Annotated in this window: 12 protein-coding genes; 10 read left to right on the forward strand and 2 right to left on the reverse strand. The window is 65.4% G+C overall.

Features of this window, described 5'->3' with window-relative positions:
- Positions 1 to 116 precede the first annotated feature (116 nt).
- A complete protein-coding gene (locus tag ACROUL_RS13820) occupies positions 117 to 1,019 on the forward strand; it encodes a phosphoadenosine phosphosulfate reductase (protein WP_431300044.1) in 903 nt (300 codons plus the stop codon).
- A 12-nt stretch (positions 1,020 to 1,031) separates the two neighbouring features.
- Here the strand turns inward: ACROUL_RS13820 and ACROUL_RS13825 are convergent, their stop codons facing one another.
- Positions 1,032 to 1,406: a lysozyme inhibitor LprI family protein gene (locus ACROUL_RS13825; protein ID WP_431300045.1), complete on the reverse strand. Its 375-nt coding sequence runs from the start codon at positions 1,404 to 1,406 to the stop codon at positions 1,032 to 1,034.
- Positions 1,407 to 1,499: 93 nt separating this feature from the next.
- Between ACROUL_RS13825 and pyrC the strand changes: the two genes are divergently transcribed.
- The 4 genes from pyrC to ACROUL_RS13845 all read left to right on the forward strand — a co-directional run bounded on the left by pyrC (position 1,500) and on the right by ACROUL_RS13845 (position 5,946).
- A complete protein-coding gene (gene pyrC / locus ACROUL_RS13830; RefSeq protein ID WP_431300046.1) occupies positions 1,500 to 2,540 on the forward strand; it encodes a dihydroorotase in 1,041 nt (346 codons plus the stop codon).
- A gap of 14 nt (positions 2,541 to 2,554) precedes the next feature.
- A complete protein-coding gene (locus ACROUL_RS13835; RefSeq protein ID WP_431300047.1) occupies positions 2,555 to 3,235 on the forward strand; it encodes an orotate phosphoribosyltransferase in 681 nt (226 codons plus the stop codon).
- Positions 3,236 to 3,460: 225 nt separating this feature from the next.
- Positions 3,461 to 4,969, forward strand: coding sequence for a replicative DNA helicase (locus ACROUL_RS13840; protein ID WP_431300048.1), 1,509 nt, complete (start codon positions 3,461 to 3,463; stop codon positions 4,967 to 4,969).
- A 197-nt stretch (positions 4,970 to 5,166) separates the two neighbouring features.
- Positions 5,167 to 5,946, forward strand: coding sequence for an SDR family oxidoreductase (locus tag ACROUL_RS13845; protein ID WP_431300049.1), 780 nt, complete (start codon positions 5,167 to 5,169; stop codon positions 5,944 to 5,946).
- 8 nt (positions 5,947 to 5,954) lie between these two features.
- On the opposite strand, the gene ACROUL_RS13850 is transcribed toward ACROUL_RS13845, so the two are convergent.
- Entirely contained in the window at positions 5,955 to 7,859 is a 1,905-nt protein-coding gene (locus ACROUL_RS13850) for a heavy metal translocating P-type ATPase (protein WP_431300050.1), read from the reverse strand.
- A gap of 128 nt (positions 7,860 to 7,987) precedes the next feature.
- Here ACROUL_RS13850 and alr point away from each other — a divergent pair, with 128 nt between their 5' ends.
- From alr to radA, 5 genes are all read left to right on the forward strand, one after another.
- Positions 7,988 to 9,037 carry an alanine racemase gene (gene alr / locus ACROUL_RS13855; RefSeq protein ID WP_431300051.1) on the forward strand — a complete coding sequence of 350 codons (1,050 nt, stop codon included), beginning with the start codon at positions 7,988 to 7,990 and terminating at the stop codon, positions 9,035 to 9,037.
- The gene (locus ACROUL_RS13860) at positions 9,034 to 9,828 is read left to right on the forward strand and encodes an MlaE family ABC transporter permease (protein WP_431300052.1); all 795 of its coding nucleotides are present in this window, start codon (positions 9,034 to 9,036) and stop codon (positions 9,826 to 9,828) included. Before alr ends, ACROUL_RS13860 begins: the two co-directional genes overlap by 4 nt.
- On the forward strand, positions 9,825 to 10,571 hold the full coding sequence (locus tag ACROUL_RS13865) for an ABC transporter ATP-binding protein (protein ID WP_431300053.1): 747 nt from the start codon (positions 9,825 to 9,827) through the stop codon (positions 10,569 to 10,571). Before ACROUL_RS13860 ends, ACROUL_RS13865 begins: the two co-directional genes overlap by 4 nt.
- 89 nt (positions 10,572 to 10,660) lie before the next feature.
- Complete coding sequence (locus ACROUL_RS13870) at positions 10,661 to 11,095, forward strand: paraquat-inducible protein A (protein ID WP_431300054.1); 435 nt, start codon at positions 10,661 to 10,663, stop codon at positions 11,093 to 11,095.
- A gap of 33 nt (positions 11,096 to 11,128) precedes the next feature.
- Complete coding sequence (gene radA / locus ACROUL_RS13875) at positions 11,129 to 12,484, forward strand: DNA repair protein RadA (RefSeq protein WP_431300055.1); 1,356 nt, start codon at positions 11,129 to 11,131, stop codon at positions 12,482 to 12,484.
- The last annotated feature ends 27 nt before the right edge of the window (positions 12,485 to 12,511 follow it).

Here is a 12,511-nt window from a genome sequence, read left to right on the forward strand (position 1 = left end):
CCCTTGGTTGTTTGCCAAGTGACGGCTCCGTTTACGCTTTCCCGACTTGTTTGAAGCGCTTCGACAAAGGAAATTGGTTCCAGAAGCTAATTTTTTCTTTGGAAGTTCTTTATACCATGTCCGATTGGGATGGCCTCACTGCGGAAGCGACGCCAGACTGGTTGCGCGCCATGACGCGGCTGACCGAAGAGGATGGCGATCTACTGCCTTTAGGTGACCGGCACTGGGCTTTCTTTGTAGAGCAAAAGCCGGTGCTTCTGGTCACGTTCGAGGTCGCGTCTGCGATCCGCGAGCGTGAAGGCAATCTTCCCGCGCATCAGGCGCTGGCACAGTCGCGCGGCTGGTCGCATCTGTGCATCATATCCGAGGGCGAGACCTGGTGGCGCGACCCGGCGGTCTACCGCTATTTCGACCGGTTGGTGGACGACGGGTTCCTCGAAGATTTCGAGCGCGTCGTGTTCTACGGGGCGGGCATTTCGGGCTATGCGGCGGCAGCCTATTCGGTGGCCTCGCCGGGCGCGGAACTGTTGCTGATCGCGCCGCGGGCCACGATGGACACCTCGCTTGCGCGCTGGGACGACCGGCACCTTTCGGCACGGCGGCTGAACTTTACTGACCGCTACGGATTTGCCCCGGACATGACCGAAGGCGCAAGCAAGGTCTGGCTGATCCACGACCCGTATAACCCGCGCGACGCGATGCATGCGGCCCTGTTCCGGCGGCCTTATGTGACGGTGCTGAACGCGCCGCACACCGGCGAAGCGACCGAAGATACGCTGGTCGAGATGCAGGTGCTTGACCGGTTGCTGGCCGCCGTGATGGACGGCAAGCTCACACCCTACGGCTTTGCGCGGATGTGGCGCGGTCGGCGGTCGAACGCCAGCTACCTGCGCGCGATCCTGTATGCAGCCGAACGCAGCGGCCATCCGCAGCGCGAGGTGATGATCTGCCGGTCGGTCACCTCGCGGTTGCGCGCGCCCCGGTTCCAGCGCAGGCTGGCGGAACTGACGGGCGGGTGATCAGAACTCGGGTCAGCGGTTGAGGTCTTCGGTGCGCGCCAGGGTCATGCCGCGCAGGCATGCATAGATCAACAAGGGTTCGGCAGACCCACCCCGCATCGGGTAGCCCGCCACGGCACAGTTGGCATCCCGAAACGCGATCCAGGCGCGCTGGGCATCGCGCAACAGGGTAGTTTCCTTCGTCAGGTCTTCGGGCCGCTCGGCCAAGGCCTGCTTCAGATCGGCCATCGCCATCTGGTATGCCTGATTCAACCCGGTATCGGCCTTGGACCAGTCCTGTTCGGCGCAATAGTTCATTTCCATCTGCGTGATGGCGGCAGTGCAGTCGACCTCTTGTCCCGCGACGGGTGCAGCGAGAACGATGAACAGGGCGGCAAGGCGGGTCATTCCAGGCTCCGGTCTTGGGTTTCGGGCATGCTGCACCAGCCTGCCCCGCGATGCCACTGGAAACGGGGGCGGCTTTGCGCTACCCGAAGGCACATGCATACCGTGACCCTCCGCCGCCCCGACGATTGGCACCTGCACCTGCGCGACGGCGCGATGCTGAAGGCCGTGCTGCCGGAATCCGCCCGGCATTTTGCGCGGGCGATCATCATGCCAAACCTCGTGCCGCCGGTTGTGACTGGTAACGATGCGCGCGCCTACCGCGACCGTATTCTGGCGGCCCTGCCGCCGGGTGCGACATTCGAACCGTTGATGACGCTGTATCTGACCGAGGCGACGGTGGCTGCCGATGTGGCCGCTGCGGCTGCATCGGGGCTGGTTCGGGCGGTCAAACTCTACCCGGCGGGCGCCACGACCAATTCCCACGCCGGAGTGCGCGATCTGGGCCGCGTGATACCCGTGCTGGAAAAGATGGCCGAAATCGGCCTGCCGCTTTGCCTGCACGGCGAGGTGACGGACCCGTCGGTAGACATCTTCGACCGCGAAGCCGTGTTCATCGACACGGTGCTTGACCCGCTGCGCCGCCGACTGCCGGGCCTGCGCGTGGTGATGGAGCATATCACCACCGAAGAAGGCGTGGCCTATGCGCGGGCTGGCGGTAACACGCTGGGTGCCACGATCACGACGCACCACCTGATCATCAACCGCAACCACATCCTCGCCGGGGGGATACGGCCGCATTACTATTGCCTGCCGGTCGCCAAGCGCGAAAAGCATCGGCTGGCGCTGCGCGCGGCTGCGGTTTCGGGCGAGGGGCGATTTTTCCTTGGCACCGACAGCGCCCCGCATGTGGACGCGCTGAAGGAACATGCCTGCGGCTGCGCCGGCTGCTTCACCGCGACGAACACCATGCCGATCCTTGCGCATGTGTTCGAGGAGGAGGGCGCGCTGGACCGGCTGGAAGCCTTCGCCAGCCTGAACGGCCCGGCCTTCTACCGCCTACCCGCAAACGAGGCGCGGATGACCCTGTCAAAGCGTGCCACAGCCAACGCCTTCCCCGAAAAGATCCTGTCCGAGGCGGGGCCTGTGACCGTCTTCAACCCCGGTTTCCCCGTGCACTGGCACGTCGAGCCCTGATTGCGAGCCTGCCGATGATCCCTTCAAGCTTTCCCCCCGCCGCCGAGATCGCCCGCCTGACCGCGCGCGCGCTGTTGGAAATCAAGGCCGTGCACTTCAACGCCGAAACCCCGTTCACGCTGGCCTCGGGGCTGCCCTCACCCACCTACATCGATTGCCGCAAGCTGATTTCCTATCCGCGCATCCGGTCCATGCTGATGGATTTCATGGTGGTCACGGTGATGCGTGATGCGGGCTTTGAGGCGTTCGACAACATCGCCGGGGGCGAGACAGCCGGAATTCCCTTTGCGGCACTGGTGGCCGAACGTATGGCGCTGCCGATGACCTATGTGCGCAAGAAACCGAAAGGCTACGGCCGCAACGCCCGCATCGAAGGCGCGATGAGCGAGGGGCAGCGGGTCCTTCTGGTGGAAGATCTGACCACCGATGGCGGCTCGAAACTGTCCTTCGTTGATGCGATCCGCGAAACCGGGGCTACCTGCGCCCATACCGCGGTGATCTTTTATTACGGGATCTTTCCCGAAACGACCCAGCGTCTGGCTGATCATGGCGTCGCCTTGCACCACCTGTGCACCTGGTGGGACGTGCTGGCCGAAGCCCGCGCGCAGGGCAGTTTCGATGCCGCGACGCTGGCCGAGGTCGAGACTTTCCTGTCTGCACCGCGCGCCTGGCAGGATGCGCGGAAGCCCGCCTGACACCGGGGCTTCTCTGTGCGCAGCCCTGTGCAGCCTTTGTGGATAACAGGATTCGGGCGTCAACAGGCGGTGCCGTTCCGCGTGTCCGACCCTAAAGATGGTGGCCGACTCGGGCCTCGGCGGTTATCCTCAGACTTATACCCGGTCCATGCACCGATCTATCAGGTGTTGCCGGCTTATCGTTAAGGGCGCAAGAGACGCTCGGGATTGAGGGAGTGGAAGCATATGGCCGACTTGGCAGCTGTCAGGCAAATCGTCCCCGCAACAACCAGTGCTGGCGCGGAAACCGAGGTTCTTCCGCATAACATCGAGGCTGAACAGCAGCTTCTGGGCGCGATCCTCGTCAACAACGACGTCTACGACCGGATTTCCTCGGTGGTGAAGGCCGAGCATTTCTTCGATCCGGTGCACCAGCGCATCTACGAAATCGCGGCGGCACGCATCCTGAAGAACGCGCTGGCCTCGCCGGTAACCCTGAAGGCGTTTCTTGAAGAAGACGCAGGCCTGAAGGACCTTGGTGGCCCGGCCTATCTGGTGCGCCTCGCGGGGGCGGCGATCTCGGCCTACGCGGCGCGCGACTATGCGCAGATGATCTACGACCTCGCCGTGCGGCGCGAACTGATCCAGCTGGGCCGCGACATCGCGGCGCAGGCGGCCAAGGTCGCAGTCGACAGCGAGCCCAAGGACCAGATCATCGAAGCCGAGCAGCGGCTATACAAACTGGGCGAGCAAGGCGTTGCCGAACGCGGATTTCAAAGCTTTCTCAAGGCCGTAACGGACGCAGTGAATGTAGCCAACGCGGCCTACCAGCGCGAGGGCGGCCTCGCCGGCATCTCGACCGGCCTGATCGACATGGACCGCAAGCTGGGGGGGCTGCACCCCTCCGACCTTCTGATCCTTGCCGGTCGTCCGTCGATGGGCAAGACCTCGCTTGCCACCAACATCGCCTTCAACATCGCCAAGGCGCACAAGCGCGGTCGGATGCCGGATGGCGGCGAAGGCTCAGTCGAAGGCGGCGTCGTCGGCTTCTTCTCGCTTGAAATGAGCGCCGAACAGTTGGCCGCGCGTATCCTGTCAGAAGCATCCGAAGTGCCGTCCGAACAGATCCGCCGCGGCGACATGACCGAACAGGAATTCCGCCGCTTCGTCGAAGCGGCGAAGGCGCTGGAGGCCTGCCCGCTCTATATCGACGACACCCCTGCCCTGCCGATCAGCCAGGTCGCGGCGCGGGCGCGGCGCCTGAAGCGGACGCATGGCCTTGACGTGCTGATCATCGACTACCTGCAGCTTCTGAAGGGCACGTCCAAGGAGAACCGGGTACAGGAAGTCTCCGAGATCACGCAAGGCCTGAAGGCCATCGCAAAGGAATTGAACATCCCGGTGATTGCGCTCTCGCAGCTTAGCCGGGCGGTGGAAAGCCGCGAGGACAAGCGGCCGCAACTCAGCGACCTGCGCGAATCCGGGTCGATCGAACAGGACGCCGACGTAGTGATGTTCGTCTACCGTGACGAATACTACCGCGAGCGGGAAAAGCCGGGCGACCACGAGCTGGAAAAGATGGCGCAGTGGCAGACGATCATGGAATCGGTGCATGGCAAGGCCGAGGTCATCATTGGCAAGCAGCGCCACGGGCCGATCGGAACCGTGGAACTCAGCTTCGAAGGCCGCTTCACCCGCTTTGGCAACCTCGCAAAACCGTGGCAAGGGTCGGGCGGCCCCGACGTCGGGTTCTGACCACACGGCATCCGACCAGCCATTGCTCTTTTCAAAATACTCCCGCCGGAGGCATCCCACATCTGCAGCCCCAGCCACGCTGGGGTGCCAACTCACGGCATTGCCGCCCTCGGGGGTTCGACACCCCCGAGGGCGGGTCCCCTTTCGCAGTGCCGCACACTGGTGCAGTGTGACCGCCAAATGCGGGAGAGTTAGGCATGGATCTGGGACTGACGGACAAGGTGGTGATCGTCACGGGTGGCGGTGCCGGAATTGGCGGCGCGATTTCCGAGGAACTGGCGGCAGAAGGCGCGATCCCGGTGATCGTCGCGCGCCGCGAGCCGGAGGCAGGCTTCTTGGCCGCCCTCACCACGCGCCAGCCACAGGCCAGCGTGGTGATCGCCGACCTTGCACAGGACGAAGGCTGCCGCACGGCAGTGGCCGAAGTGCGGCGCCGCTACGGGCGGATTGACGCCTTGGTCAACAATGCCGGCACCAACGATGGCGTGGGGCTCGAGGCAGGGCCCGAGGCATTTCGCGCCTCATTGGACCAGAACCTCTTGCATTACTACACGCTCGCCCACCTGTGCCTCGACGATCTGAAGGCCGCGCGCGGCGCCATCGTCAACATCTCGTCCAAAACTGCGCTGACGGGTCAGGGCTCGACCTCGGCCTATGTCGCGGCGAAGGCAGCCCAACTGGGGCTGACGCGGGAATGGGCGGCGGCGCTGGCACCCCACGGCGTGCGGGTGAACGCGGTGATCCCGGCCGAGGTAATGACGCCGATGTATGCGCGCTGGCTGCAGACCCTGCCCGACCCCGACGCGGCCCTTGCCACCATTACCGCGCGCATTCCCCTAGGCCAGCGCATGACCGAAGCGGCGGAAATCGCGGCAACCACGGTATTCCTCTTGTCGCCCAAGGCCGGCCATACCACCGGGCAATGGCTGTTGGTAGACGGCGGCTACGTGCATCTGGACCGGGCGCTGGGGCGCTAGACGGCAGGTCAGGCCGGACGGCGGATCGGATCGGCCAGCAATCGCAGGCCGTTCAGCACCACCAGCAGCGTGCCGCCTTCGTGGCCGATGACGGCAAGCGGCAGCGGCAGGTTGAAAAACAGCCCCCCGGTCACCAGCACCAGCATCGCGCCGATCGCAAATGTCAGGTTCTGGCGGATAATCGCGCGGGTGCGGCGCGCAAGCGCATGCGCGGCGGCAAGGCGGCCAAGGTCATCGGCCATCAGCGCCACATCCGCCGCCTGCAGCGCCACTTCGCTGCCCGCCACCCCCATCGCCACGCCGACATCGGCCCGCGCCAGGGCGGCGGCATCGTTCACCCCGTCGCCTACGAACGCCACGGCACCACGTTTCGCCGCCGCGTCAACCAGCGTGACCTTGTCGGCGGGAAGCAGGCCAGACTCGATCTCGCTGTCCTTCAGCCCAAGGGCTGCGCCGATTCGGGCGGCCACGGGCGCGCGGTCGCCGGTCATCATCAGGATTCGCGCGACCCCCCCTGCCTTGAGCGCCGCCAGCCCCTCGCGGGCGGTCGGCCGCAGGTCATCGGCAACGGTGACCGCGCCCAAAAGCCGGTCGCCGCGCCCGGCGAAGATCAGCGTTTCGGACCCGTCGGCCATGGCTTGCAGATCGGGCGGCAGGGTCGCCCCCATCCGTTCCCGCATGCGCGCGTTGCCAGCCCAGATCGGGCCGAGGGAATCAACCCCGCTGATCCCTTCGCTGGGATTTGAGGTGACATCGCGGACCGCGATCGGAATGACGCCCCGCGCCTCGGCGGCACGGCGGAGGGCGCCGGCGATGGGGTGTTCGGACTGCGCCTCCAGCCCGGCGACAAGGGCAAGAAAACCGTCCTCGTCCCCTTGCAGAGCAAGGATACCGGTCACTTCGGCCTGCCCGGTGGTCAGCGTTCCAGTCTTGTCGAAGGCAAAGGTCTTCACATCGGCCAGACGCTCCAGTGCGGCGCCGCCCTTGAACAGAACCCCACCCCGGGCAGAGGCGGACAGCGCCGACAGGATCGCCGCGGGAACCGAGATCACCACAGCGCAGGGGCTGGCTGCCACCAGCAGCGTCGCGGCGCGGTAAAGCGCCTCGTCCAGCGTCCAGCCAAGACCAACAAGGACAGCGAAGGCCAGCACGGCACCGGCAAGCACGGCGATTGTGTAGCGCTGCCCAAACCAGTCGGAAAACCGCTCCGACGGGGCTTTCATCGCCTGCGCCTCGGTCACAAGGCGGATCATCTGGGCAACGGTGCTTTCGGCCAGCCCCCGCGTCACCTCGACCGTCAGGATGCCGTCAAGGTTGACGGTGGCTTCGTGCACCGAGGCCCCCAGCGCCTTCAGCCGAGGCTCGGATTCGCCCGTGATCGTGCTTTCGTCCAGATGCCCCGTGCCCTCGACGATCCGCCCGTCGACCGGCACCCGCGCGCCTGGGCGCAAGATCACCAGATCACCCGGGACAAGTTCGGCCACCTGCACCTCGCGGACCGCGCCGTCCTCAAACTTCAGCGCGGTTTCGGGGCGAAGCTGCATCAGCGCCTCGACCGCGCGGCGGGCCTTGCCCATCGCGCGATGTTCCAGCGTGCCCGAAACGGAAAACAGCGCAAGCAGCACCGCGCCTTCCAGCGCCGCACCGACGCTGGCCGCAGCCAACGCCGCAACCACCATCAAAAGGTCGATGTTCAAGGTGCGCCGCTGCCAAAGATCGCTCAACGCCGACCGCAGCGGGGGCACGCCTCCCGCCAGATAGGCCACGACCAGCGCCCCGGCCACCAGACCCAGCGGCAGCGGCTGCACGGTCGCATCAAGCGTGGCAATGCCCAACCCGGCCCAGGTCAGCACCGTCAGGGGCACATCGGCTTCGCCTTCCGACACAGCTTCGTCACTGTGGTCATGCGCCATGTGGTATCCCTCTTCGGCCAATCAAACGGCCATCATATCGTCAGGACTTCGGCGGCCGGATGCAACCCCTGCCCCGCAGCCCCATGTTTTTCCTTGACCCAAGCCCGGGTCCGGTCGAAACAGCGCGCATGGCAACCGCGACACTCACCATCGACCTTGATGCCGTCGCGGCCAACTGGCGCGCGCTCGACCGGCTGTCCGGGCCAGAGGTGCAGACCGCAGCCGTGGTCAAGGCCGATGCCTACGGATTGGGCGTCACCCGCGTGGCGCGCGCCTTGGCGCAGGCCGGTGCGCGGCGGTTCTTCGTGGCATACGCCGAGGAAGGCGCGGCGGTGCGTCAGGCGCTTGGTCCCGGACCGCAGATTTCCGTGCTGTCAGGCCACATGTCGGGCGATACCGAGATGATCAACGATCTTGACCTGACGCCGATGCTGAACAGCCTCGAACAGATCACCCGCCACCTGGAATCGCTTCCAGGCCATCCGTTCGGCGTGCAGCTTGACACCGGCATGAACCGTTTGGGCGTCGAGATGCTGGAGTGGCAGGCCGTCGCCTCGATCCTGATCGACGCGGGGCCGGCGCTCTTGATGAGCCACCTTGCCTGTGCCGACGAACCCGACCACCCGCTGAACGCCACACAGCTTGAGGCGTTTCACGAAATGACCGATGGCACCGGCATCCCGCGCTCGCTGGCGGCGACGGGCGGCATTCTGCTGGGGCCGAAATATCACTTTGACCTGACCCGCCCGGGAATCGGCCTTTATGGCGGCCTGCCCTTCGATACCTCGGTTCGGGCAGTAAGCCTCGGCCTGCCGGTGATCCAGACCCGCGAGGTGGCTCCCGGCGAAAGCGTCGGCTACGGCTGCACCTGGACGGCCGATACCCCCGCCGTCATTGCGACCGTCGCGGGCGGCTATGCCGACGGGCTGCCGCGCACGCTGTCTAACGCCGCGATGCTGTGGGACGGCGATATCCCCTGCCCGCTGGTTGGCCGCGTGTCGATGGACCTGATCACCGTCGACGTGACGCATCTCGCCGAAGTGCCGAAGTCGCTCGACATCCTCTGCGCTCACCAGACGGTCGACGATCTGGCCGACGCCGCAGGAACCATCGGCTACGAGATCCTGACCTCGCTTGGCCCGCGCTACCTGCGCCGCTATCAGGAGCGGCCCGCATGAACCTGGCCACACTGCTGGCCGCGCCCTTCGCTGCCATCGGCCGCCCGGTTCTCGCGGCCCTTGCCGCAGTCGGGCGGGTAACGCTCTTTGCCGGTGCCATCGTCGGGCACATCCTGCGCCCGCCCTTCTACCTGCGCGAATTCGGCCAGTCGGTCCTGCAGATCGGCTGGTTCTCGCTGCCAGTGGTCGGCCTGACCGCGATCTTCACCGGCGGCGCGCTGGCCCTGCAGATCTACGCTGGCGGATCGCGGTTCAACGCGGAAAGCGTGGTGCCCTCCATCGTGGCGATCGGCATGGCACGCGAGCTTGGCCCGGTTCTGGGCGGCCTCATGGTGGCCGCACGGGTCGCGTCCTCCATCGCCGCCGAAATCGGCACCATGAAGGTAACCGAACAGATCGACGCGCTTGTCACGCTATCAACCAACCCATTGAAATATCTGGCTGTCCCCCGCGTCCTTGCGGCGACCCTGGCCATGCCGGTCCTGGTCGCGGTGGGCGACGCGATCGGCATCATGGGCGGCTGGCTGGTGGGGATAACGCGTCTCGACTTCAACTCCGCCACCTACCTCAAGAACACCGCCGATTTTCTGGAACCGTGGGACGTGGGCTCGGGCCTGGTGAAGGGTGCCGTCTTCGGCTTCATCGTGGCACTGATGGGCTGCTATCACGGCATGAACTCGGCTCGTGGTGCGCAAGGTGTGGGTGCGGCGACCAAAGCTGCCGTGGTTTCGGCCTCGGTCCTGATCCTTGCCGCGAACTACCTGCTGACCGAAGTGTTCTTCACGACATGATCACCCTCTCCGGCGTCAGGAAAAGCTTTGGCATAAACCGGGTTCTGGCCGGGATCGACCTGACGATCCCGTCGGGGCAAAGCATGGTCATCATCGGCGGATCAGGCACCGGAAAGTCGGTCCTCTTGAAGTGCATCCTTGGCCTTGTGCGCCCGGATGGCGGCCAGATCACGCTTGACGGACAGGACGTGACCAAGGCCGACCGGGACGCGTTCCTTGCGCGGTTCGGGATGCTGTTTCAGGGCGGCGCGCTTTTCGATTCGCTCCGCGTGTGGGAAAACGTCGCCTTCCGATTGCTGCGCGGCACGAAAGCGCTGCCCAAGGCCGAGGCGCGCGAAATCGCCATCGGCAAGCTGCGCCGCGTCGGGCTGAAACCCGAGGTGGCCGACCTCTTCCCAGCCGAGCTTTCGGGTGGCATGCAGAAACGCGTCGGCCTCGCCCGCGCCATCGCCGCCGAACCCGAGATCATCTTCTTCGACGAACCGACCACCGGGCTTGATCCGATCATGGCCGGCGTCATAAACGAACTGATCCGCGAGATCGTGGTGGAAATGGGCGCGACCGCAATGACCATCACCCACGACATGACATCAGTCCGCGCCATTGCCGACCGGGTCGCGATGTTGCACGCCGGGGTCATCCAATGGACGGGCCCGGTCAGCGAAATGGACGCCACGCCAGACCCTTATGTCCAGCAGTTCATCCACGGACGGGCAGACGGCCCGATTGCCAGCGTCAGGTGACGCTCTTGGTTTCCCCTTCCAGAAATATCCCACGGGAGGTCCGGAGGGTGTGAAACCCTCCGGTCCCGCAGCAGACGAAGGGACCGGCCATGCGCTATCTGAACCTCGCCCTCCTCGTGCTGTTTCCCGTCGCCTGGTTCGCGCCCCTGATGCGCGCGGCACTTCTTCCGGTCTTTGGCATGGACGAGATTTCCGTCGTCACCGGATTGCAGAGCCTTTGGGAAACCGACGCCGCGCTGGCGCTTCTGGTGACCTTCCTCGCGATCTTCGCGCCCTACGCCAAGACCATCGGCCTTGCACTCCTGCACTTCGGCCTGCTCTCGCCCCGGGCCCTGCCAGCGCTCAATCTCTTGGGAAAGCTGGCGATGGCGGATGTGTTCCTGATCGCGATCTACATCGTGCTGGTGAAGGGCGTCGGCATGGTCACCGTCGAGCCGGCATGGGGGCTCTACCTCTTTACCGGCTGCATCCTCGCCTCGGTCCTCATCGCCTGGCAAAGCGGCGGACGTGAAACCGCGCCTTGATGCTGCCCAGCTTTCAAGGCAGGGTCACCGGCGATGAAACAGACCGCTGCCTTCGTTTGCACCACCTGTGGCGCGCCCTATCGCAAATGGGCCGGCAAATGCGATGCCTGCGGCGGTTGGAACACCATCGTCGAGGAAACGCCGCTGTCCACCGGTCCAAAGTCGATGGGCGCAAAGGGCCGCACCATCGTGCTGACCGACCTTGCCACCGAGGAAGACCCGCCGCAGCGCGCCTCCTCCGGCATTGGCGAACTGGACCGGGTGCTTGGTGGCGGGCTGGTGCCGGCCTCGGCCATCCTCGTGGGCGGCGATCCCGGCATCGGGAAATCGACGCTCCTCTTGCAAGCCGCTGCAAGTTTCGCCCGCACCGGTCTGAAATGCATGTATATTTCCGGCGAAGAGGCGGCGGCCCAGGTCCGCATGCGGGCCGCACGGCTGGGCCTGCAGGATGCGCCGGTGATCCTTGGCGCGGAAACCAACCTGCGCGACATCCTGACCACGCTTGATGCCGAACGCCCTGCCCTTGCGATCATCGATTCGATCCAGACCATGTGGCTTGATCAGGTCGAGGCTGCACCCGGTTCGGTCAGTCAGGTGCGCGCCACTGCGCATGAGCTTGTCACCTTCGCCAAACGCCGTGGCGTCGCGGTGATCCTTGTCGGCCACGTCACCAAGGACGGCCAAATCGCCGGCCCCCGGGTTGTGGAACACATGGTCGACACCGTGCTTTACTTTGAAGGCGAGCGTGGCCACCAGTTCCGCATCCTGCGCGCGGTAAAGAACCGTTTCGGCCCTTCGGACGAGATCGGGGTGTTCGAGATGACGGGCGCGGGGCTTGCCGAAGTGGCGAACCCCTCCGCCCTCTTCCTGTCGAACCGCGACCAGCCCGCGCCGGGATCGGCGGTCTTTGCCGGGATCGAAGGTACTAGACCCGTGCTAACGGAAATCCAGGCCCTTGTGGCCCCCTCCACCCTTGGCACGCCACGCCGCACCGTTGTCGGCCTCGATTCGGGGCGGCTGTCGACGATCCTGGCCGTACTCGAGGCGCGCTGCGGCATCCCCTTCACCGGCCTTGATGTTTTCCTGAACGTCGCCGGGGGCCTGCGGGTCAGCGAACCGGCGGCGGACCTTGCGGTCGCGGGGGCGCTTCTGTCGGCGCGCGAAGATGTGGCAATTCCGCCAGACATGGTGCTTTTCGGGGAAATCAGCCTCTCCGGCGCGCTGCGTCCGGTGGGGCAGACCGAAAACAGGTTGAAAGAAGCCTCGAAACTTGGTTTTTCACACGCGACGGTGCCAAGCCATTCCAAGCTGGAAGGGGCCGGCGGGATCACGGTGCGCCAGATGCCCGATCTCACCGCCTTTGTCGGCGAAATGTTCGGAGCGGGCTGAGACAGGCATGAAAAGACGGATCGGGGA

It is taken from the genome of Tabrizicola sp. BL-A-41-H6 (assembly GCF_050632395.1).
Taxonomy (GTDB): Bacteria; Pseudomonadota; Alphaproteobacteria; order Rhodobacterales; family Rhodobacteraceae; genus JAUYQR01.

Coding starts and splice junctions, on each gene's coding strand:
- ACROUL_RS13820 (WP_431300044.1), top strand. CDS start 117: ATGTCCGATTGGGATGGCCTCACTGCGGAAGCGACGCCAGACTGGTTG.
- ACROUL_RS13825 (WP_431300045.1), bottom strand. CDS start 1,406: ATGACCCGCCTTGCCGCCCTGTTCATCGTTCTCGCTGCACCCGTCGCG.
- pyrC (WP_431300046.1), top strand. CDS start 1,500: ATGCATACCGTGACCCTCCGCCGCCCCGACGATTGGCACCTGCACCTG.
- ACROUL_RS13835 (WP_431300047.1), top strand. CDS start 2,555: ATGATCCCTTCAAGCTTTCCCCCCGCCGCCGAGATCGCCCGCCTGACC.
- ACROUL_RS13840 (WP_431300048.1), top strand. CDS start 3,461: ATGGCCGACTTGGCAGCTGTCAGGCAAATCGTCCCCGCAACAACCAGT.
- ACROUL_RS13845 (WP_431300049.1), top strand. CDS start 5,167: ATGGATCTGGGACTGACGGACAAGGTGGTGATCGTCACGGGTGGCGGT.
- ACROUL_RS13850 (WP_431300050.1), bottom strand. CDS start 7,859: ATGGCGCATGACCACAGTGACGAAGCTGTGTCGGAAGGCGAAGCCGAT.
- alr (WP_431300051.1), top strand. CDS start 7,988: ATGGCAACCGCGACACTCACCATCGACCTTGATGCCGTCGCGGCCAAC.
- ACROUL_RS13860 (WP_431300052.1), top strand. CDS start 9,034: ATGAACCTGGCCACACTGCTGGCCGCGCCCTTCGCTGCCATCGGCCGC.
- ACROUL_RS13865 (WP_431300053.1), top strand. CDS start 9,825: ATGATCACCCTCTCCGGCGTCAGGAAAAGCTTTGGCATAAACCGGGTT.
- ACROUL_RS13870 (WP_431300054.1), top strand. CDS start 10,661: ATGCGCTATCTGAACCTCGCCCTCCTCGTGCTGTTTCCCGTCGCCTGG.
- radA (WP_431300055.1), top strand. CDS start 11,129: ATGAAACAGACCGCTGCCTTCGTTTGCACCACCTGTGGCGCGCCCTAT.